General features: G+C 55.6%; 19 protein-coding genes. 14 read left to right on the top strand and 5 right to left on the bottom strand.

The features are described from left to right. Window positions 1-19: 19 nt before the first annotated feature. The 4 genes from ACR0MJ_RS00850 to coxB all read right to left on the bottom strand — a co-directional run bounded on the left by ACR0MJ_RS00850 (window position 20) and on the right by coxB (window position 2,695). Complete coding sequence (locus ACR0MJ_RS00850; RefSeq protein WP_170397318.1) at window positions 20-595, bottom strand: cytochrome c oxidase assembly protein; 576 nt, start codon at window positions 593-595, stop codon at window positions 20-22. Next, window positions 595-756, bottom strand: a complete 162-nt coding sequence (locus ACR0MJ_RS00845; protein WP_170397320.1) for a hypothetical protein — start codon at window positions 754-756, stop codon at window positions 595-597. Before ACR0MJ_RS00845 ends, ACR0MJ_RS00850 begins: the two co-directional genes overlap by 1 nt. Continuing rightward, a complete protein-coding gene (cyoE, locus tag ACR0MJ_RS00840; protein WP_170397322.1) occupies window positions 753-1,709 on the bottom strand; it encodes a heme o synthase in 957 nt (318 codons plus the stop codon). Before cyoE ends, ACR0MJ_RS00845 begins: the two co-directional genes overlap by 4 nt. Before the next feature lie 74 nt (window positions 1,710-1,783). After that, complete coding sequence (gene coxB, locus ACR0MJ_RS00835) at window positions 1,784-2,695, bottom strand: cytochrome c oxidase subunit II (RefSeq protein ID WP_170397324.1); 912 nt, start codon at window positions 2,693-2,695, stop codon at window positions 1,784-1,786. A 176-nt stretch (window positions 2,696-2,871) separates the two neighbouring features. Here coxB and tldD point away from each other — a divergent pair, with 176 nt between their 5' ends. From tldD to ACR0MJ_RS00810, 5 genes are all read left to right on the top strand, one after another. Next, window positions 2,872-4,293 (top strand): metalloprotease TldD, encoded by a 1,422-nt coding sequence (tldD, locus tag ACR0MJ_RS00830; protein WP_170564721.1) that lies wholly within the window; start codon window positions 2,872-2,874, stop codon window positions 4,291-4,293. Window positions 4,294-4,534: 241 nt separating this feature from the next. Then, on the top strand, window positions 4,535-5,671 hold the full coding sequence (gene dprA / locus ACR0MJ_RS00825) for a DNA-processing protein DprA (RefSeq protein ID WP_480758476.1): 1,137 nt from the start codon (window positions 4,535-4,537) through the stop codon (window positions 5,669-5,671). 169 nt (window positions 5,672-5,840) lie between these two features. Continuing rightward, window positions 5,841-8,465 carry a type I DNA topoisomerase gene (gene topA, locus ACR0MJ_RS00820; protein ID WP_480754463.1) on the top strand — a complete coding sequence of 875 codons (2,625 nt, stop codon included), beginning with the start codon at window positions 5,841-5,843 and terminating at the stop codon, window positions 8,463-8,465. Window positions 8,466-8,557: 92 nt separating this feature from the next. Further along, complete coding sequence (locus ACR0MJ_RS00815; protein WP_480758474.1) at window positions 8,558-9,262, top strand: CoA transferase subunit A; 705 nt, start codon at window positions 8,558-8,560, stop codon at window positions 9,260-9,262. After that, window positions 9,262-9,888, top strand: a complete 627-nt coding sequence (locus tag ACR0MJ_RS00810) for a 3-oxoacid CoA-transferase subunit B (protein ID WP_170397333.1) — start codon at window positions 9,262-9,264, stop codon at window positions 9,886-9,888. Before ACR0MJ_RS00815 ends, ACR0MJ_RS00810 begins: the two co-directional genes overlap by 1 nt. Window positions 9,889-9,933: 45 nt before the next feature. Here the strand turns inward: ACR0MJ_RS00810 and ACR0MJ_RS00805 are convergent, their stop codons facing one another. Next, the gene (locus ACR0MJ_RS00805) at window positions 9,934-10,800 is read right to left on the bottom strand and encodes a lytic transglycosylase domain-containing protein (protein ID WP_480758472.1); all 867 of its coding nucleotides are present in this window, start codon (window positions 10,798-10,800) and stop codon (window positions 9,934-9,936) included. 352 nt (window positions 10,801-11,152) lie between these two features. Between ACR0MJ_RS00805 and ACR0MJ_RS00800 the strand changes: the two genes are divergently transcribed. The 9 genes from ACR0MJ_RS00800 to ACR0MJ_RS00760 all read left to right on the top strand — a co-directional run bounded on the left by ACR0MJ_RS00800 (window position 11,153) and on the right by ACR0MJ_RS00760 (window position 20,379). Continuing rightward, on the top strand, window positions 11,153-11,353 hold the full coding sequence (locus ACR0MJ_RS00800; protein WP_170404329.1) for a hypothetical protein: 201 nt from the start codon (window positions 11,153-11,155) through the stop codon (window positions 11,351-11,353). Between the two features lie 443 nt (window positions 11,354-11,796). Beyond that, on the top strand, window positions 11,797-12,678 hold the full coding sequence (gene cpaB, locus ACR0MJ_RS00795) for a Flp pilus assembly protein CpaB (RefSeq protein WP_170404333.1): 882 nt from the start codon (window positions 11,797-11,799) through the stop codon (window positions 12,676-12,678). Window positions 12,679-12,875: 197 nt separating this feature from the next. Next, window positions 12,876-14,282 (top strand): type II and III secretion system protein family protein, encoded by a 1,407-nt coding sequence (locus tag ACR0MJ_RS00790; protein WP_170397343.1) that lies wholly within the window; start codon window positions 12,876-12,878, stop codon window positions 14,280-14,282. A 17-nt stretch (window positions 14,283-14,299) separates the two neighbouring features. Next, entirely contained in the window at window positions 14,300-14,923 is a 624-nt protein-coding gene (locus ACR0MJ_RS00785) for an OmpA family protein (protein ID WP_480758469.1), read from the top strand. Between the two features lie 201 nt (window positions 14,924-15,124). Beyond that, entirely contained in the window at window positions 15,125-16,357 is a 1,233-nt protein-coding gene (locus ACR0MJ_RS00780; protein WP_170397347.1) for an AAA family ATPase, read from the top strand. A 17-nt stretch (window positions 16,358-16,374) separates the two neighbouring features. Continuing rightward, window positions 16,375-17,814: a TadA family conjugal transfer-associated ATPase gene (locus tag ACR0MJ_RS00775; RefSeq protein ID WP_170799817.1), complete on the top strand. Its 1,440-nt coding sequence runs from the start codon at window positions 16,375-16,377 to the stop codon at window positions 17,812-17,814. Window positions 17,815-17,826: 12 nt separating this feature from the next. Continuing rightward, a complete protein-coding gene (locus tag ACR0MJ_RS00770) occupies window positions 17,827-18,795 on the top strand; it encodes a type II secretion system F family protein (RefSeq protein ID WP_170397358.1) in 969 nt (322 codons plus the stop codon). An 11-nt stretch (window positions 18,796-18,806) separates the two neighbouring features. Further along, on the top strand, window positions 18,807-19,784 hold the full coding sequence (locus tag ACR0MJ_RS00765) for a type II secretion system F family protein (protein ID WP_170404348.1): 978 nt from the start codon (window positions 18,807-18,809) through the stop codon (window positions 19,782-19,784). A gap of 52 nt (window positions 19,785-19,836) precedes the next feature. After that, a complete protein-coding gene (locus tag ACR0MJ_RS00760; protein ID WP_480503818.1) occupies window positions 19,837-20,379 on the top strand; it encodes a tetratricopeptide repeat protein in 543 nt (180 codons plus the stop codon). Window positions 20,380-20,382: the final 3 nt, after the last annotated feature.

Genomic DNA, 20,382 nt, shown 5'->3' with positions numbered 1-20,382 from the left:
CGTCCCTCACCTACAGGCGTTAGTTCTTGTTTGTTTCAGCCTGCACATCAAGGGCGGCATAGCCCTCGGGCAGATCAATCTCATAGAATGTATACGACAGCGTGATCGTATGCACATATTTTGCTTCGGGATCTTCGATCAGTTCGGGATCGACGAAGAACGTAACGGGCATCTCGACTCGCTCACCCGGCTCCAACACCTGTTCATCGAAGCAGAAACAGGCGATTTTCTGAAAATACCCCCCGGCGGAATAGGGCGCCACGTTGTAGGACGCCTGCCCTGCGACGGGCTTGTCGGTTGGATTGTACGCTTCGTAGAACGCCAGACCTGTCTCACCGATACGTATTTTCATCTCGCGTTCGACGGGCTTGAATTCCCACGGCATACCCTTGGCCTTGGAGGCATCAAATCGGACCGTCACCACTTGGTCGAGAATGTCATCAGGGGCTTTCTCGGCAACCCCCGTGGTCCCTCCATACCCCGTGACCCGGCAGAACCAATTATAAAACGGCACCGCTGCCCATGCCAAACCGCCCATAAGGACGACGACGCCGACCAGTTGCGCGACCGTTTTCTGTGGCCCCGTCAACTTCATCAGTTCTGCACCTGCTGCGTCGCCAGACTAAAATCTGTGTTCGAGACCTTGACGACTGTCAGGCCGAAGATGATCACGATGAACGCGGCCAGTGTCAGGCCGACGCCCAGATTGCGGCTGAACCGTCTTTGGTGAAGTTCGTGAGTTTTGCGCAGGCTCATGACCAGCCTCCTAATCCGTAAGGTTTCAACAGGGCCTCGACGAGAATCGCGCCGAAATGCAGAAACAGGTACAGCAGCGACAGTTTGAAGAAACTGCGTTCGACCTTGAAGTTGTCGGCCTCCGAATCGTCTTCGTTTCGACGAGAAATCTGCCAGGCCCCCCGCAGAAACAAGCCATTCAGAACCAGCGCAACGACCAGATAAATCGGACCTCCAATATCCGAGAACGCAGTCCCCACCGCCAGCAACGCCAGCAACGCGGTATAGACCAGAATGTGCCAGCGCGTTGCACGGCGGCCGTGCGTGACGGTCAACATCGGCACCCCGGCATCGTCATAGTCCGAGCGCATGAACAAAGCCAACGCCCAGAAATGCGGAGGTGTCCACATGAATGTCAGGGCAAACATCAACCACGGTTCGAGAGTCATCGAGCCAGTGGCCGCGACCCATCCGATGACCGGCGGGAACGCCCCCGCGGCACCACCAATGACGATGTTCTGCGGAGTCGAGCGTTTCAGCCACATCGTGTAGACGACGACATAGAAGAAAATTGTGAAGGCCAGAAACGCCCCTGCAAACCAGTTGGTTGCCAAACCCAGCATAATCACGGACAGGCCAGACAGAGCCAGACCCAGCGCCAATGCCTCGCCTTCTTCAACTTTGCCAGAGGGGATTGGACGGCCTTTGGTGCGCTTCATCACGCGGTCGATATCCGCGTCCCACCACATGTTCAGCGCGCCGGATGCACCGCCACCAATAGCGATGAACAGGATGGCGCAGAAGCCAACAAATGGATGTATCGGAACCGGAGCCGCAAGCAGTCCGACCAAAGCCGTGAATACGACCAGCGACATCACGCGCGGCTTCAGCAGGGCGAAATAATCGCCAAAGCTGGCCTCGTCCGCGCGGGTCTGCGCAGAGACGGTGCTGGCATTGAAGCTTGCGTCGCTCATATCCGGTCCTTTTCGGGGCAAAAGCTGCGCGATTTCCGCGCAGCCCGCATGTGTTTACCTAGGCCGCAAAGGGCTTAGTTCGAGGCCACTTGGTAGGAAGCAGGCTGACCTGCATATTCTTCAAGCGCACCCTGCAGCCACTGTTCATATGCCTCTTCGCTGACCACTTTGACAGTGATTGGCATATAGGCATGGTCTTTACCGCACAGCTCAGAACACTGTCCGAAATAGACGCCTTCCTTGTCTGCTTCGAACCACAGTTCGGCCAGACGACCAGGAACGCCGTCCTGCTTCACGCCGAACGAAGGAATGGTCCAGGAATGGATCACGTCCGATGCAGTAACCTGCATCACGACAATCTTGCCGACCGGAACAACGACCGCGGTGTCGGTGGCGAGCAGCCATTCGTCTTCGCCATAGCCTGCATCGGCCAGCTTCGCCCGCATCGCATCGTCTAGAACAAATGGGGTTACGTCGGCATCCGCCGGGCGCGCGCCCTCGTCGAGGGTGGCCGGGTGGCCCAGGAGATAGCTATCGAAGGCAAAGTCATGATCGACATATTCGTAGGTCCAGTACCACTGGTTCCCCACGACTTTGATGGTGATATCGCCTTCAGGAATTTCCTGCTGTTTGAACAGAACCGGCAGCGAGAAAGCCCCGATGAAGACCAGAATCAGGATCGGGCCCAAAGTCCAGGCAATCTCAACCGGAGTGTAATGCGAGAACCGAGCCGGGTTCGGGTTTACGCGCTGGTTGTAGCGTACGATGCAGTAAACCAGCAGACCCGCAACAAACACACAGATCGCGGTGATGATCACCAGAATCATGTTGTCCAGCGACTGAATCCCTTCGGCAAGGCTGGTGGCAGCAGGCTGGAACCCCATGCCGCCGTCAACCGGCTTGCCAATAATCTCAAGCTCCTGAGCCATGGCGGGAAGGCTGGAGAGGGCCGTAGCAAGCCCGGAAAGCATCAAAGCATTCTTCATTTTCTGTCCTGATCGTTTGATCTTTGCGTCTCTCGCGAAAAGGTGTGAATCGGTCGCACCTCTCCCGTTGTCTTTGGCCGCGTTAAAAACCATATTCCGTCGGGTAGATAAAGCAAAATGCTTGCGTCAAACAGACGCTATTTTTGATCTGGATCAAACCCGAAAGGTCACAACTGATGACTCAGGCCCCGTTTCGCCCGTTTGAGAGCGTCCTTCCGAAGGATGAAGCGCTTGCTGTACTGAAGGCTGCAACTGATGGCGCCGAGGATGGGGAACTGTTCGTAGAACGGCGCAAATCCGAATCTTTGGTGTTTGATGACGGTCGATTGCGCACGGCCTCTTACGACGCTTCCGAGGGATTCGGTCTTCGCGCGGTGCAGGGTGAAGTGGCTGGATACGCGCATTCAACGGATGTTTCGATTCCCTCTCTGAAGCGCGCAGCCGAAACCGCACGGTTGGCGGTCGGCGATGGTGGTGGGACGCTGGCCGGGCCACCACGTGCCACCAATACCAGGTTATATACCGATGAAGACCCGATCGAATCCGCCGCCTTCCCGGTCAAAATCGAGACACTGCGCGAGATAGACGCTTTTACCCGTGGTCTGGATTCCCGGGTTGTGCAAGTCAGCGCCACGATTGCCGCTGCAGTGCAGGAGGTCGAGATTCTTCGCCCCGATGGTGTGCAGGTGCGCGATATACGCCCGATGACCCGCCTGAACATCTCGGTTATCGTAGAACAGAACGGCAGACGCGAAAGCGGTTCTGCCGGAGGTGGCGGTCGCGTGGGGCTGGATGGCTTGATCGATCCCTCAGACTGGCAAGATAAGGCGCGTGAGGCTCTGCGGATCGCGATGGTCAATCTGGATGCCGTCCCTGCACCTGCCGGCGTGATGGAAGTCGCGTTGGGCCCCGGTTGGCCCGGTATTCTGTTGCACGAGGCCATCGGCCACGGGCTTGAAGGTGATTTCAACCGCAAGGGCAGTTCCGCTTTTGCCGGGCTGATGGGGCAGCAGATCGCTTCGAAAGGTGTAACAGTCGTGGATGATGGGACGATTGCAGACCGACGCGGTTCGATATCAGTGGATGACGAGGGTACACCCAGTTCGCGTACAGTTCTGATCGAGGATGGAATCCTCACCGGATATATGCAGGACCGCCAGAACGCACGCCTGATGGGCGTTGCTCCAACCGGGAACGGCCGGCGTCAAAGCTATGCCCATAAACCGATGCCGCGCATGACCAACACAATCATGTTGGGTGGCGATGCCGATCCGGCCTCGTTGGTGGCAGATATCAAAGACGGCATCTGGGCTGTGGGCTTCGGCGGTGGCCAGGTCGACATCACCAACGGCAAGTTCGTGTTCTCCTGCACCGAGGCATATCGTGTCGAGAACGGCAAGATCGGCGCTCCGGTCAAAGGCGCGACGCTGATTGGCGACGGCCCCTCGGCGCTAAAACGCATTCGGGGACTGGGCAATGACATGGCGCTGGATCCCGGCATGGGCACATGTGGCAAGGATGGGCAATGGGTGCCGGTCGGTGTCGGCCAACCTACCGTTTTGATGGATGGGCTGACTGTGGGCGGCTCTGCCACCTGAGTCAGCTCAAAAGAAGAATCAAGGCGCGAAGGGTTAACACACTACCCTTCGCGTCAAATCAAAAACTCATCCATGGACTATGTGTGCCAAGAAAATTCGCACGAATTTTCTCTTTTTCTTTCAATGAGATAATCACCTCTCCGAGGGATGGGTTCGAAAAATACCGATCTAATTTTCTAAGATTCACAGGCTGTTAACCCGCTGCACCGTAAACCAGTTTTGCAATCAGGCGGAGCATCGGATGACCGAAGAGCAGCTTTCTTCCAATCACCCCCCACTCCCACCCACCACGGAAGAGGACCGGTTTTCCTGGCTCCGTCTGTTGCGCTCACGCAAAGTAGGGCCGGCAACATTCCGGCGCTTATTGCGCGAACATGGCTCGGCGCAGAACGCGCTGGCCGCGTTGCCGGAAATGGCGCGCGCTGCCGGGATCGAGGATTATGAAATCTGCCCGCCCGGCGTAATTGAGGCGGAGCTCAAGGCCGCAAAGGTCGCCAAAGCGCGGCTTTTGTGCCTTGGGGCCGCCGATTACCCTTACGCGTTATGTGACCTTTCGGATGCGCCCCCGATGCTTTGGGCAATCGGCGATCCGTCGATCTTGAAACGCCGGGCAATTGCCATGGTCGGGGCACGGAACTGTTCTTCGCTGGGCGCGCGCATGGCGCGGGCGTTGGCGACGGATCTGGGTAAGCAAGACTATGTCGTGGTCTCGGGGCTTGCCCGCGGCATTGACACCTCGGCGCACCTCGCCACGTTGGCGACCGGTACTGTGGCAGTGTTAGCAGGTGGGGTAGATGTGATTTATCCGGCCGAAAATGCCGATCTTGCGCGAGATATCGCAGAAACCGGTCTTCGCCTGTCTGAACAACCGATGGGCACAACACCTCAGGCACGACATTTTCCGCGCCGCAATCGCATTATCTCGGGTCTGGCGCAGGCAGTGGTCGTTGTCGAGGCCGCGGCGAAATCCGGCAGCTTGATCACCGCGCGGGACGCCCTGGACCAAGGGCGCGAGGTTCTGGCCGTGCCCGGCCATCCCTTTGACGCCCGCGCGGCAGGATGCAATCTGCTGATCCGAGACGGGGCTATACTCGTCCGCAATGCAGAAGACGTGATTGATGCTTTGCCCAAGCAACAGCTACAATCCTCCGCCAAACAAATCCTACCCCTTGGACCCGAGGCAGACACAGCCGAAATCACGCCCCAAGCCTTGCACGAGGCGATTCTGACTCGACTTGGCCCATCTCCGATCGCGGAAGACCAGTTGATCCGGGACATCGCTGCATCTGCGGGCGAAGTCGGCCCTGTGTTGGTCGATCTGGAGCTTGAGGGCAAGATTCAGCGGCAACCAGGCGGCCTGCTATCACTTTGCGCCTAAGCTATCGAACGGATTCGACACCGGATTCCGCGAGCGGTGCGGCCAGAACCGGCTTGAATTCAGAGTATTTTTAGTAGTGAAAACGAACGCATTGACAATTCGATCTTGCCCCACACATTTTGCACGGTCATACAAAGCGCAAAATCCGTCGAGCGAGGATTCCTCTTAAATGCCCGTAGTTGTTGTAGAATCTCCGGCCAAAGCAAAAACGATCAATAAATATCTTGGCCCCGACTACACCGTTTTGGCCTCATATGGCCATGTGCGGGACCTGCCGCCGAAGGATGGGTCGGTCGATCCCGAGCATGAATTTTCAATGAAATGGGAGGTCGGCAATGACAGCCGTAAGCATGTCAAGGCGATCGCCGACGCTCTGAAAGAAGACAACGCACTGATCCTCGCGACTGACCCTGATCGCGAAGGCGAGGCAATCAGCTGGCACCTGCAAGAAGCGCTGACCAAGCGGCGTTCGATCAAGAAGGACACGCCAGTCAGCCGCGTGACGTTCAACGCGATCACCAAGGACGCCGTGACCGAGGCGATGCAGAACCCGCGTGAGGTCGATATGCCGCTGGTCGAGGCCTATCTGGCCCGCCGCGCGCTGGACTATCTGGTAGGGTTCAACCTGTCGCCCGTTCTGTGGCGCAAGTTGCCAGGTGCCCGTTCAGCGGGGCGCGTGCAATCGGTCTGCCTGCGCCTCATCGTCGAACGCGAGATGGAGATCGAAGCCTTCAAGCCGGTCGAATACTGGTCGGTCAAGGCTGTGTTCGAGACGCCTAGGGGACAAACCTACGAGGCGCGTCTAGTCACGCTGGCAGGCAAGAAACTGGACAAGCACGATCTGGCCAACGCAACGCAGGCTGAGCTGGCGGTTCAGGCGATCACCAGCCGTGATCTGAGCGTGACATCGGTCGAGGCCAAGCCTGCCGCGCGCAACCCCTCTGCCCCGTTCATGACGTCGACCTTGCAGCAAGAAGCCAGCCGCAAGTTCGGCATGGGTGCACGCCATGCGATGCAGGTGGCCCAGCGGCTGTATGAGGCCGGATACATTACCTACATGCGAACCGACGGTATCGACATGGCCCCCGAGGCCGTGGCGGCAGCGCGCGATGCAATCGCCGACCGTTATGGTGCGGAATACGTGCCAGACAGCCCGCGCATGTACAAAAACAAGGCCAAGAACGCTCAGGAAGCACACGAGTGTATTCGCCCGACAGATATGTCGCGCGATGCCAAGGCGCTGAAGGTGACCGATGAGGATCAGCGCAAGCTTTATGATCTGATCTGGAAACGCACCATTGCCTGTCAGATGGCTGCCGCACGGCTTGAACGCACGACTGTCGAGATTACCAGCACGGACGGTCAGGTTGGCCTGCGCGCCACCGGTCAGGTGGTGCTGTTCGATGGCTTCATGCGCGTTTACGAAGAAGGCCGCGATGACGTGGTCGACGATGACGACAAGCGTTTGCCACAGATCATGCAGGGCGATCCCGCACGTTTTGCCAAGACCTCGCTGCGTGATCAGTTTGCCAAGGCCACCGCCGACTCGGAAAAGGCCGCCATTCTGGCCGAGAACGAATCCGTTCTGGCGCTGCAGCATCACACCCAACCGCCCCCGCGCTATACAGAGGCGACGCTGGTCAAACGGATGGAAGAGCTGGGGATCGGGCGTCCGTCGACCTATGCCTCGATTGTCACCACGATTCAGGATCGTGAATATGTACGTAAAGACAAGAATCGGCTGATCCCCGAAGAAAAGGGCCGGATCGTCACCATCTTCCTGCTGAATTTCTTTCGCCAGTATGTGGGCTACGAGTTCACCGCCAATCTGGAAGAAGAGCTTGACGACGTCAGCGCAGGTGAACGCGACTACAAGGATCTGCTGGGCAAGTTCTGGCGCGATTTCTCTGCCGCGATTGGTGAGACATCGGAGCTGCGTATCTCGGAAGTGCTGGACAAGCTGGACGAAGCGCTGGCACCGCAGCTGTATCCGCCGCGTGAAGATGGCTCGGACCCGCGCATTTGCCCGAAATGCGGTGTTGGCCAGTTACATCTGAAAACTTCGCGCACCGGCGGGTTTGTCGGTTGTGGCAACTATCCTGAGTGCACTTATACCCGTCCGATCGCTGGTGAGGGCGCGGAAGGTGACGAGCGTTTGCTGGGCGAAGATGGGGGCGATGAGATCTGGCTGAAATCCGGTCGATTTGGGCCATATGTCCAGCGTGGAGAGCCCACGCCTGAGAACAAGAAGCCTCCTCGTGCGTCCCTGCCCCGTGGCTGGAGCAAAGACGACATGGATCTGGAGAAAGCGCTGACTCTTCTGTCCTTGCCCCGTCAGATCGGCGAGCACCCCGAAGGCGGCATGATCAGTTCGAACTTTGGTCGCTTTGGACCTTATCTAATGCATCAGTTGGCCGACGAGGCAAAGCCCGTCTACGCCAACCTCAAAGACCCGAACGATGTGTTTGAGATCGGCATGAACCGCGCCGTCGAACTGTTGGCCGAAAAACGCGCCAATCCAGGTCGCGGACGTCGGGCGGCCGCGAAGCCGCTGAAAGAGCTGGGCGACCATCCCGACGGCGGCGCGATGCAGGTGTTGGACGGGCGCTATGGGCCGTATGTGAAATGGGAAAAGGTCAACGCGACGATCCCCAAAGACATCAAACCCGAGGATGTGACCCAGGAAATGGCCATCGAACTGGTCAATGAACGCGCGGCCAAGAAAGGCACAAAGAAAAAGGCAGCCCCCAAGAAGAAAGCTGCTGCCAAGAAGACCACCAAGAAAGCAAGTTAGGTAGAAATACCACCTGCCCCTTGGATTCGTTGACTTCCCCGTGACGTGGCGGCACAAATCGGCCCAACACCATGTCATTGGGGGAGTTTTCCATGAAGAAAATCTATGACAATGCCGATGAGGCGCTCGATGGGGTGATATCGGACGGCATGCTGATCGCTGCGGGCGGCTTTGGGCTGTGCGGTATCCCGGAAATGCTGCTTGAAGCAATCAAGGCCTCAGGCGCGAAGGATCTGACATTTGCCTCGAATAACGCAGGTGTGGATGATTTTGGCATCGGCATCCTACTGCAAACCAAGCAGGTCAAAAAGATGATCAGCTCTTACGTTGGGGAAAACGCCGAATTCATGCGCCAGTATCTGAGTGGAGAACTGGAGCTGGAATTCAATCCACAAGGCACACTGGCCGAGCGGATGCGGGCCGGTGGCGCTGGCATCCCCGGGTTTTACACCAAGACGGGCGTGGGAACGGTGATCGCGGAAGGCAAAGAGCACAAGGAATTCAACGGCGAGACCTATATCATGGAGGAAGGCATCTTCGCCGACCTCGCGATCGTAAAGGCGTGGAAAGCCGATGACACCGGGAACCTCGTGTTCCGCAAGACCGCCCGCAACTTTAACGTGCCCGCAGCGACTTGCGGCAAGATTTGTGTGGCTGAGGTTGAAGAAATCGTCCCGCGCGGCTCGCTGGACCCGGATGGCATCCACCTACCCGGCATCTATGTGCATCGCATTATCCAAGGCAGCCACGAAAAGCGCATCGAACAGCGCACCACCCGCAAGAAGGAGGACGCATAATGCCCTGGGATCGCAATCAGATGGCCGCACGTGCGGCAGAAGAGCTGGAAGACGGCATGTATGTGAACCTCGGCATCGGTATTCCGACGCTGGTGGCGAACTATGTAGGGGACAAGGACATCACCCTACAGTCCGAAAACGGTATGCTGGGCATGGGGCCTTTCCCGTTTGAGGGCGAGGAAGACGCTGACCTGATCAACGCGGGCAAGCAGACGATTACCGAACTGTCCCGCACCTCTTACTTCGATAGCGCGACCTCGTTCGCCATGATCCGAGGCGGTAAGATCGCTGCTGCGATTTTGGGTGCGATGGAAGTGGACGAGAAAGGAGACTTGGCCAACTGGATGATCCCCGGCAAGCTGGTCAAAGGTATGGGCGGTGCGATGGATCTGGTCGCTGGCGTTGGTCGCGTGATTGTAGTGATGGATCACACCAACAAGCATGGTGATTCAAAAGTGCTGAAGGAATGCACGCTGCCTCTGACTGGCCAGGGCGTTGTGGATCGCATCATCACCAATCTGGGTGTTCTGGATGTCGTCGAAGGCGGCCTGAAGATCGTCGAACTGGCCGATGGCGTCAGCGAGGACGAGATGCGAGGAGCGACTCAGGCAACAATCGTAGATTGACCTCAGGCCAATGAAATATAAGGCCTGCTGCGACGCGGGCCTTTTTTAGTTCGAAGTCTGAAAAATGCAGGGGTCCGAAACGAATTGCGGTGTTGTGGTGCAAAGCGCACTCGCGACCTGAAACGCGGCCAGAACCTTGGGCACGTAGTCTCTGGTCTCGGCATAAGGTGGCACACCACTATGCTTGCGCACGGCCCCTTCGCCGGCATTGTAACCTGCCAATACGAGAATCGGGTCATTGTCGAACTCGTTCATGAGCCAATGCAGGTATTTGACTCCACCTTCGATATTCTGTTCAGGTTTCAGGCTGTCCTCTACCCCAAAACGTTCGGCGGTAGCAGGCATCAATTGCATCAAGCCCTGCGCCCCGGCAGAACTGACAGCCTGTGTGCGGCCCGCAGATTCTACCGAGATAACGGCTAGGACAAGTGCGGGTGAGACATTCGTCCCTACGGTCGAACGTAGAATATCCACACCTCGCTTTTCTGCGATGTCTTGCAAGGTCTGCAGACGCGGCGCCGCGACACCCGTGGCAGTAAGCGCTTGAACGGCCTCTCTCAGCCTACCTGCGCTGGCCTGCGCTAGATCGGGGGATACCCGGCTCCAGAATGCTCTATAAGAGCCAACTGGCTTGGTCGCCGCCGCAATCTTCTGAGGAACCGATGGGGGCGGCTTTGCGATAGCGGCAATCTCAGGCACTTCCAGCTTGGCGCCAGTGCTGGGGGCTGATGGTGATGCTGCATGTTGTTCGGGCGTGATCTGAATCGTCACGCGCGGACGTGTCCCCGGTTTAGGGGCCTTTATGCGCTTATAGACGCCGCGCGGCTCGGTTTCGGTTGCAGTGACAGGAATCGCACCCGCCATCAGAAACACCGCTGCACCGGCGCATAATACTGCGTCCCGGAAATACATTTGCCTGCCTCGATTTCTTATCTTTTGAAGCATTTTGAACATCATAACGGCCCGCAACACCAGAAAAACCAAGCGAATTGGGGCAATTTCGCCTCAATTGCCGCCATTTTGCATCGCCCACACAATTGAAGTGCAAAAAATATTCTATTTTTCTTATTTACTTTCAGTCTGTTACCAAATTCACCAACGAAAAATTAGGCTTTTAGCAAAAAAATATTGGTTTGGCCCAATTCCTGCCACGCACAGAGGTCAAACATATATGCATACCGAGACGATCGGGAGCGGACTGAGAGAGAAAGCTCTGAAAGACGCCGAGGTTAATTACTTTTTGATCCTTTAGGAGGGACGTAACATGATCAAGTTCATCAAGAACTTCCGCAAAGACGAAGACGGCGCCGTAACTGTAGACTGGGTCGTTCTGACCGCAGCCGTTGTTGGCCTGGCAGCCGTTGCTTACAACCAGATCTACAACGGCGCCAGCAACTTGGCGGGCGACATTGATACTGCTCTGTCCGGCGTTACTGTGACCACTCCGGACCCAGACGGCAACTAATCCAGTCTTGGTATAGAGTAACAAATGGGGGCCATGTCTTTATTCAAAGGCGTGGCCCCTATTATTTTCAATGAAATCGCTTTGGCGTGAACCAATGTTGTACAAAATTAAGAGATACAAAGCCGATGAAACCGGTGCGATTACAGTGGACTGGGTCGTTCTGACTGCTGCTGTCATTGGTCTTGCGACATTAATGTACAGTATCCTTAGTCAATCTCTTTCAACTTCAGGGCAGCCAATCAGAAATGTCGAAGTTGAAGAGATGGATTTCAATTGAAGTATCGCGCTGGCACGTTATCCAACCACCATTATCGTGCACATATACATATTTTTGCAAAATAATCGTGTGATTGTCCGCTTTTTCGACACAATTGAATAATATCTTGGACCCTGAAACGATGTGACTTCCAGAGTCGCGGTCTACGGAAAATAATGAGGGACAAATGCGAGCTGTTTTTGGACTTGTTCTTATCATCGGGGTCGCTTTGGCCGGTGGTGCTGTCTATATGGCACGCGAGTACATTACGGACAATCAGGCCAAACTCGCGAACGAACGCAAGTTGCGCGAAGAGGCGCTTGCCAATGCGCAGGCGGGCATTGTCCCGACAGTAGGCGTTTTGGTTTCGAATCGCTCCTTCAAATACGGCGAACGTTTGAACCAGGAAGATATCCGCGTCGTTCAGTGGCCAGAGGATGCGATTCCCGAGGGTGCCTTTGTGGACATGACAACCCTATTCCCGGAAATCAAAAACAATGAACGATTCGTTCTCCGCGCGATGGAGAAAGACGAAGCGATTATGGAAGTCAAAGTCACCAATCCAGGCGAGACTGCTGGCCTCAGGTCACAATTGCCCAAGGGAATGCGCGCATTTGCGATAAGCGTTGATGTGGCATCTGGCGTATCGGGCTTTTTGCGCCCGGGCGATACGGTGGACGTGTATTGGACCGGCTCATTGCGTGGCACCAGCGATTCTGGCCGCGGTGAGATTACTCGTTTGGTACTGACGAACATCGAATTGGTCGCTGTTGATCAGTCGGCGGGTCTGGATGTGACCGGCACAACCATTGCTCGCACGGTCACAGTTGCAGCGACGCCACAACAGATCGCCGCTTTGGCACAGGCTCAGAACACGGGTCGCATGTCGCTGGCACTGGTTGGCGCTCAAGATGACAAGGTGGCAGAGGTGGTTGAAGTCGATCAGCAGTCTTTGCTTGGCATTGAAGAGAGGGCCCCGGCCCCCGTCGCAGCTCCGGAGAAGGTCTGCACAATCCGCACCCGTCGTGGTGGCGAGACGGTAGAGACCCCAATTCCCTGCACAAACTAACTAAGTTTCAGACCTTTACGAGACAAAGACCGCGCATTTTGCGCGGTCTCTTTCTTTGTGTTGTTGCGCATAATCCACATAAGGAACTTTCCAGAAACCATTGATTATTGCAATAAATCTGGTTCTGTCGCAGGGTTTCATAGCATAGGGCATAAGACCCAAAAAAAAATCGAGTGGTGATCGGAGAGGCAGGTCACATGACAATACGTTCCTGGATCAGCGCAACCCTGCTGGGGTTGTCGCTAGTTGTGAGCCCAATCGGCGATGCCGCTTGGGCCCAAAACCTTCGCGTGGTTAAAAAGGGTACAGCGGAAACGCTGGATGTCCCCGTAAATCGCGCAATCGTGGTGGAAAGCGAACAACCGTTCGCAGACATCAGCATTGCCAATGCAGGCATAGCGGATATTTCGACCCTGTCGGACCGCACTATCTATGTTCTCGGTCGGGCACCGGGTACAACCACCCTGACAATGTTCGACGGCGCGGGTAATCTGATTACCAACGTGCGTGTGCGTGTTTCACCTGATGTTTCGGAATTCAAAGAACGCTTACGTCAGATTCTTCCCAGTGAGCGAATCGAGGTTCGGACCGCCAATGATGGGATCGTCTTGTCGGGAACAGTTTCCAGCAGTGCCAAACTGGCGCGTGCGCTTGAGTTGGCAGAACGGTATGCCCCTGAACGTGTATCGAACCTGATGAATGTCGGTGGCGTGCAGCAGGTCATGCTGAAAGTGCGCTTTGCGGAAATGAACCGCTCTGTAGCCAAAAACTTGTCGGCATCGTTGGGCTTTGGCGGTGGCGACACCACTGCGGGCTTCAATTCCTTGAATAACCAGGGCGCACTGAACAACGCACTGGCGAACAACATCCCGTTTGTTCAGACAAATTCCGGTGCCATTCTGTTCGGTTTCGGCGCGGGTTCAACGCAGGTTAGACTGCTTTTGGAAGCCCTTGAAACCAAGGGTTTGGTTCGCAGCTTGGCAGAACCGAATCTTTCTGCACTGTCTGGCCAAGAGGCGGAGTTCCTTGCCGGTGGTGAGGTGCCAATCCCAGTACCCCAAGGCGACGGTGTCGTTGCGATCGAGTATCGTCAGTTTGGCGTACAGCTGCTGTTTGTTCCGCGCGTCGTCGATGGCAACCTGATCAACCTGGAACTGGGTGCATCAGTATCGAGCATCGACCAGAGTGCGAACTTCACGATCAACGGCGACAATGTTCCCAGCTTCATCACGCGTCAAACACGGACAACCATCGAGTTGCGCGACGGTGAGAGCTTTGCCATTGCAGGCCTAATCCAGGATGATTTCACGGATCTGAACAGCCAGGTTCCCTGGCTTGGCGATGTGCCTGTATTGGGCGCGTTGTTCAGGAGCGCTCAGTATCAGCGTGAGCAGAGCGAATTGATCATCATCATTACCGCGCATCTGGTGTCGCCCACTCGTGGCGAGGCGCTTGCCCTGCCGACCGATCGTGTGAAACCGCCCAGCGAGTTCGATTTGTTCGTAAACGGCAAGATCTCTCGGACTGAACGCGCCGGAAATGGTGCAGCCTCTGAAGTTGCCAATCAGGATTTTGGCACCTCTTACGGCTACGTGCTGGACTGATAGAGAGGATAGAACCAATGGAAAAGTGGATCATCACACTGGGTCTTTCGGTTGCTGTCGCCGGTTGTACACGCGAGGCCGGGTACGAAATCGACCAGGGCACGTTTGGTAACGCTACACTGAACAACATTCAGGTCATGAATGGTGAGTTGACGTATGGCCAAATCCTCGCGCGGCGTTTCGCTGCCGAGGTGCCAACACAGATCAACTTTGCCTTCGATAGCGCGCAATTGGACGCTTCGGCGCAACGAATCCTGTTGCAGCAGGCGGCCTGGATCAAACAGTTCCCCGAGGCGCGGTTCCGTGTCTATGGGCACACGGATGCCGTTGGCTCTGAGGCATATAACAAGCGATTGGGCCAGCGCCGCGCCAATGCCGCCGTTGCATTCCTGACACGACAAGGAATATCGCGCTCACGGTTGGAAGCCGTTGTTTCTTTTGGTAAATCCAGGCCGTTGGTTGCCACGCAAGATCGGGATCGACGCAATCGGCGGACAGTGACCGAGGTATCCGGCTTCTTCGACCGGCATCCAAATATTCTCGATGGAAAGTATGCGGACGTGATCTATCGCGAATACATCTCAAGCGCGATCCCGCAGAGCTACATCCAAAGGCAAGAAGACGCCAGCGGCGGCGAATAATAAACGGGAGATGGGCGACATTGTCGCCCATTTCCCTACAATTGGTTCTTTTGCGCCCAATTCTCGCCCAACTTCCAAGCCACTTTGTGAACAATTGGGTGACCTGCGGCCAAAATCGACCGCATCGGGCGACAGCATACCAGAACTGAATCTTCTCGCGTTCAAATGGTTTGCTCAGCCCTCTCGATGAGGATTGTGTTAATGACGAGCGCGACGCCGCAAGACGATAATAACGCCATTTTGGCCTGCACCATCAGCCGTGATGTCCAGAACTTCGACCTTTTGATCGAGGATATGGAAGCTGCGCTGGGCGAACGCTGGGGTGATCTTGGATTTGCCGAAGCGCTTGCGTTTTTTAGCCAACCCGAAGCCAAGACGCTTCAATTTGTAGCGCTGGCGCTGGACGGCGATGACGAAGACAACCTGACACTGATGGGTGAGATTATCACTCAGGCCAAGGAAAAAGGCATTAAGGTTGTCTTGATCGCCGAGGATGTCACCCCTGCCGCATTGCATCAGCTGCTACGCAGAGGTGCGGACGAGTTTGTCCCCTACCCGCTTCCCGAAAATGAACTTCAGGAAGCCATCGATCGTATGCAACAACCCGATCCGGTTGTGGCACCACAAGCAGCGCCTACTGCGACGAACGGCTCCTCGAAAGAAGGGGCGCTTTTTGTCGTACAGGGTCTGGCAGGTGGTGTCGGTTCTACAACCATGGCGGTCAATCTGGCATGGGAACTTGTAACGGTTTCAGCCAAAGAAGCCCCGAAAGTGTGCCTGATCGACCTGGATCTGCAATACGGCACTGTTTCGACCTATTTGGATCTGCCTCGTCATGAAGCCGTGTTCGAAATGCTCTCAGACACGGATTCGATGGACGAAGACTCCTTTGGACAAGCGCTCCAGACGTTTGAAGAGAAGCTGCAAGTTCTAACGGCACCATCTGACATGGTGCCGCTGGACATCATCACGCCTGAGGACATTCAGCGTGTGATCGACACCGCACGCGCGAATTTTGATTATGTCGTCATAGACATGCCAAAAACACTTGTTCACTGGTCAGAAACGGTTCTGCAGGCCGCCCATGTCTATTTTGCGTTGCTTGAGCTGGATATGCGCTCGGCCCAGAACGCATTGCGTCTGAAACGGGCACTGCAGGCCGAAGAATTACCCTTCAACAAACTGCGGTTTGCTATGAACCGGGCTCCTAAATTTACCGATCTCAACGGTAAAAGCCGGGTTAAACGTATGGGTGAAAGTCTGGGTATTTCCATTGATCTGCTTCTGCCTGATGGTGGCAAACCCGTCATGCAAAGCGGCGACCACGGTTTACCGCTGGCAAATTCAGCGGCCAAGAACCCGCTGCGCCGGGAAATCGCCAAATTGGCTCAATCGCTTCATAGCCTTGGCAGTAGTGACGCCGAAGCCGCATAACTCAAAGGGGAGCTGCCGTGTTTTCAAGATACAAAAAACAGCCTTCGGCGCAGCCGGTTGAAACCCAGGCGTCGAAAGTCGAGGCCCCGGCAGCAGCAGCGGCGGTACCAGCTGCCAACGCAATTGCGCGCAAGCCGGTCAAGAAAAAGGCAGCAGAAGTTGTTGGAAACGACAAGGAACGCAAGCGCAAGGAACGGCTGGGCGAAATCAAGCTTGAGCTGCACCGCGAGCTTCTTGAAAACCTGAACCTCGCAGCCCTTGAAAAAGCTGAAGAATCAGAACTGCGGACAGAAATCAGCGCGATTGCCAGCGAAGTTCTGGAAGCCCGCAACATCGTTCTGAACCGTGAAGACCGCAGCCAGCTAAACAAAGAGCTTTATGACGAGGTCACTGGCCTCGGGCCGCTGGAAGCGCTGCTACAAGACGACTCGGTCAACGATATTCTGGTCAACGGCCCCCAGCAGATTTTTGTCGAACGGGCCGGTAAGCTTGAGATCAGCGACATCACGTTCAAAGACGAAAAGCACCTGATGCGGATCATCGACAAGATCGTTTCTGCCGTTGGTCGCCGTGTCGATGAATCCAACCCGTATGTTGACGCCCGCTTGGCTGATGGCTCACGTTTCAATGCGATGGTGCCGCCGATTGCGGTGGATGGTTCGCTTGTTTCCATTCGTAAGTTTAAGAAAGACAAGCTCGGCATCGACGATCTGGTCAATTTCGGTGCGTTTACCGAAGAAATGGCAGCCTATCTGCAAGCCGCTGTGTCGACCCGTCTGAATATCATTGTTTCGGGCGGTACCGGTTCCGGTAAAACGACAACGCTGAACGCGCTGTCGAGCTTTATCGACGACGCCGAGCGCATTCTGACCATTGAGGATACGGCGGAACTTCAGCTGCAGCAGACCCATGTGGGTCGGATGGAAAGCCGTCCGCCCAACGTTGAAGGCAAAGGCGAGGTCAGTCCGCGCGATTGTTTGAAAAACGCCCTGCGGATGCGCCCCGACCGCATCATCGTGGGCGAGACCCGTGGCGCCGAAGTAATCGATATGCTGCAGGCCATGAATACCGGCCACGACGGATCAATGACCACGATCCACGCCAACTCGGCCCGTGACGGTATTTCGCGTCTTGAAAACATGATCGCCATGGCGGGGATCGAAATGCCGATCAAAGCGGTCCGCAGCCAGATCTCGTCGGCTGTGAATCTGATCGTTCAGGCCAGCCGTCTGCAGGATGGTTCGCGCCGGATGACATCAATCACCGAAATTACCGGCATGGAAGGTGACGTCATCTCGATGCAGGAAATATTTAAATTTCAACGTGTTGGCCTGACCCCAGACAACAAGATCATCGGTCATTTCACCGCCACAGGTGTGCGCAGCCACTATTCCGAGCGCTTCCGTCTGTGGGGCTTCGATCTGCCCGCCTCGATCTACGATCCAACCACGATGTAGGAGAACCAAGATATGCAACTGCCTGTCGAGGCGCTCATCTACATCGTGATTTTCGTCGGGGTCTTTGCCCTGGTCGAAGGTATCTATCTCGTCGCATTCGGAAAATCGATCAGCCTGAACAGCCGCGTCAATCGCAGGCTGGACATGATCGATAAGGGCGTCGGGCGCGAGCAAGTACTGGAGCAGCTGCGCAAGGAAATGCAGCAGCACATGAAGTCGCAGAGCATACCGCTCTACTCGCTATTGGCAGACAAGGCGCAGAAGGCGGCGATCGCCTTCTCTCCTCGGCAGTTGATTGTGATCATGGCACTGGTTTCAGGGCTGGCTTTTGTAGGTTTGAGCGTAGGAACAGCTACCGAACCGACGCTTCGGGCGGCTCTATCGGTCGCGATCGGGGTCGGAGCGGTGTACGCTTGGGTCAATAACAAAGCCAATAAACGTATGGCCTTGATTGAAGAACAATTGCCCGACGCGGTGGAACTGATGGTTCGGTCACTTCGCGTCGGAAACCCATTTGTTTCTTCGATCCAAATCGTTGCTAACGAGGTCGAGGACCCCCTTGCGACCGAGTTCGGTGTTATCTCGGATGAATCCGCTTATGGCCGGGATGTCGGTGAAGCACTCAAGGATATGGCAGAGCGGCTGGACATGCAGGATTTACGGTTTTTGGCCGTCGCCGTTTCGATCCAGCAGCAATCGGGGGGGAACCTTGCCGATATTTTGGCCGGATTGGCCAAGGTGATCCGCGCACGTTTCCGACTGTTCCGCCGGGTGAACGCCATCACCGCAGAAGCCAAATGGTCGGGCAAATTCCTGTCGGGCTTCCCGGTCGCCTGTCTGCTGTTCATCATGGTCAAAGATCCGAACTATTACGACGCCGTGATAGACGATCCGCTTTTCATTCCGGCATGTTTCTTCGTCGGCATCACGCTGACCTTGAACCTGATCGTCATGCGTATCCTGACCGACATTAAGGTTTAAGAGGCCCAAAGATGGAATTTTTGAACCAGATCAATGAACTGTTGAAGCAGAACTTGGGTGAATTCGGTCCGCTGATTGTCGTGGGTGTTTTGGGATTGTTCATGATCCTTGTCACAATCCCGCTGATGCTGAACCAGCCGGAGGACCCACTAAAGAAGTTGCAGCGGTCAAATTCACCGCCCAAAAACAATAAAAAAGAGAAGAAAGAACGGCTCAGAACCGCCAGCCGAAACGAGCAGCTTGAAAAATTTGCCAATTTCCTCGAACCAAAGAATGAGGAAGAGTATACCGCTGTTCAGCTCAAGCTACGGCAAGCCGGCTACCAGTCCAAGGACGCGGTTCGTTTCTATCACTTCGCTCAGTTCGCATTGGGCATAATCGGAATACTGATCGGCGTCTCACTGGTTACCGTGTTTGCCGGCGATCAGGAATTTGACTCAACACAAATCCTCATACGCGTACTTGGACCTGGTACTGCGGGATACTTCGTGCCTAGATACTGGATCACGCGGCGCGTAGAGGAACGCAAGGAAGCGATCGTAAAAGGTTTTCCTGATACGCTCGATCTGATGTTGGTATGCGTCGAGGCCGGGCAGTCCCTGGATCAGGCCATTGTAAGGGTCGCGTCCGAGATGAAAGCATCTTACCCAGACATCGCGCTTGAGTTCGAGGTTGTCGCCTACGAAATGAAAGCGGGTAAAGAAAAAGACACCGTTTTGCGCGACTTCGCGACGCGATGCGGCGTTCAGGACGTTAGCGCGTTCGTCACCGTGATGATCCAATCGGCGACATTCGGGACATCCATTGCCGAAGCGTTGCGGGTTTATGCCGATGAAATGCGTGACAAACGCGTGATGCGCGCCGAAGAGGCAGCGAATAAGTTGCCAACCAAAATGACGCTTGCGACAATGATGTTGACCGTCCCTCCTCTGCTGGTCATCCTTGTTGGACCTTCGGCAAAAGGTATTATGGAGTTTGGAAACCGATAACGCCTTCCCGCTTCTTCGCTGGGTTGCCAAATCAGGTTGTTGGCACCTTCGTATGACAATTCCGGCCGCCATGGTTTTCACCATGGTGGCCTCTTGCACTGAAACAGGCGCGACAGACGATCCGTTTGCCCCTGGCGTCGATCCTGATGGGCCTGCGGTAGATGAGGTGACGGTCGGAAACCGATTGATGGCGGCGGGCGAATATGAGCTTGCACTTGAATCCTTCACCCGTGCCGCGTTGCAACAGGGTATGACCCCGCAAATCCTGACTTCGCTTGGGACAGCTAATTTGGGATTGCGCCGGATTGGCCAAGCTGAACCGCTATTGCGTCGTGCTGTCGAGGACGATCCCGAGTGGCCTGTGGCATGGAACAACCTGGGTGTCTTCTTGGTGGAAACGGGCGAATATGCCGAAGCCGCGCAGATGTTCCGCAGAGCCTATGCGCTGGACAATGGCGAAAGTGACGCAATCCGCGACAATCTGCGGTTAGCACTCGCAAAAATGGAAAATCCTGTTAATAATACCCCACAAGAACAAGAATTTGAACTGGAGCAGCGCGGCAACGGGCAATTTGTTCTGCGTAAAATCCAGTAATAG

The sequence above is a fragment of the Ruegeria sp. C6 genome (genome assembly GCF_056537625.1).
The sequence above is the reverse complement of the archived record's forward strand: the minus strand, read 5'-3'. Positions and strand labels throughout refer to the sequence as shown.

What these genes read in the sequence shown, in the direction of transcription:
- ACR0MJ_RS00850 (WP_170397318.1), bottom strand. Translation starts at nt 595, where the DNA reads ATGAAGTTGACGGGGCCACAGAAAACGGTCGCGCAACTGGTCGGCGTC.
- ACR0MJ_RS00845 (WP_170397320.1), bottom strand. Translation starts at nt 756, where the DNA reads ATGAGCCTGCGCAAAACTCACGAACTTCACCAAAGACGGTTCAGCCGC.
- cyoE (WP_170397322.1), bottom strand. Translation starts at nt 1,709, where the DNA reads ATGAGCGACGCAAGCTTCAATGCCAGCACCGTCTCTGCGCAGACCCGC.
- coxB (WP_170397324.1), bottom strand. Translation starts at nt 2,695, where the DNA reads ATGAAGAATGCTTTGATGCTTTCCGGGCTTGCTACGGCCCTCTCCAGC.
- tldD (WP_170564721.1), top strand. Translation starts at nt 2,872, where the DNA reads ATGACTCAGGCCCCGTTTCGCCCGTTTGAGAGCGTCCTTCCGAAGGAT.
- dprA (WP_480758476.1), top strand. Translation starts at nt 4,535, where the DNA reads ATGACCGAAGAGCAGCTTTCTTCCAATCACCCCCCACTCCCACCCACC.
- topA (WP_480754463.1), top strand. Translation starts at nt 5,841, where the DNA reads ATGCCCGTAGTTGTTGTAGAATCTCCGGCCAAAGCAAAAACGATCAAT.
- ACR0MJ_RS00815 (WP_480758474.1), top strand. Translation starts at nt 8,558, where the DNA reads ATGAAGAAAATCTATGACAATGCCGATGAGGCGCTCGATGGGGTGATA.
- ACR0MJ_RS00810 (WP_170397333.1), top strand. Translation starts at nt 9,262, where the DNA reads ATGCCCTGGGATCGCAATCAGATGGCCGCACGTGCGGCAGAAGAGCTG.
- ACR0MJ_RS00805 (WP_480758472.1), bottom strand. Translation starts at nt 10,800, where the DNA reads ATGTATTTCCGGGACGCAGTATTATGCGCCGGTGCAGCGGTGTTTCTG.
- ACR0MJ_RS00800 (WP_170404329.1), top strand. Translation starts at nt 11,153, where the DNA reads ATGATCAAGTTCATCAAGAACTTCCGCAAAGACGAAGACGGCGCCGTA.
- cpaB (WP_170404333.1), top strand. Translation starts at nt 11,797, where the DNA reads ATGCGAGCTGTTTTTGGACTTGTTCTTATCATCGGGGTCGCTTTGGCC.
- ACR0MJ_RS00790 (WP_170397343.1), top strand. Translation starts at nt 12,876, where the DNA reads ATGACAATACGTTCCTGGATCAGCGCAACCCTGCTGGGGTTGTCGCTA.
- ACR0MJ_RS00785 (WP_480758469.1), top strand. Translation starts at nt 14,300, where the DNA reads ATGGAAAAGTGGATCATCACACTGGGTCTTTCGGTTGCTGTCGCCGGT.
- ACR0MJ_RS00780 (WP_170397347.1), top strand. Translation starts at nt 15,125, where the DNA reads ATGACGAGCGCGACGCCGCAAGACGATAATAACGCCATTTTGGCCTGC.
- ACR0MJ_RS00770 (WP_170397358.1), top strand. Translation starts at nt 17,827, where the DNA reads ATGCAACTGCCTGTCGAGGCGCTCATCTACATCGTGATTTTCGTCGGG.
- ACR0MJ_RS00765 (WP_170404348.1), top strand. Translation starts at nt 18,807, where the DNA reads ATGGAATTTTTGAACCAGATCAATGAACTGTTGAAGCAGAACTTGGGT.
- ACR0MJ_RS00760 (WP_480503818.1), top strand. Translation starts at nt 19,837, where the DNA reads ATGACAATTCCGGCCGCCATGGTTTTCACCATGGTGGCCTCTTGCACT.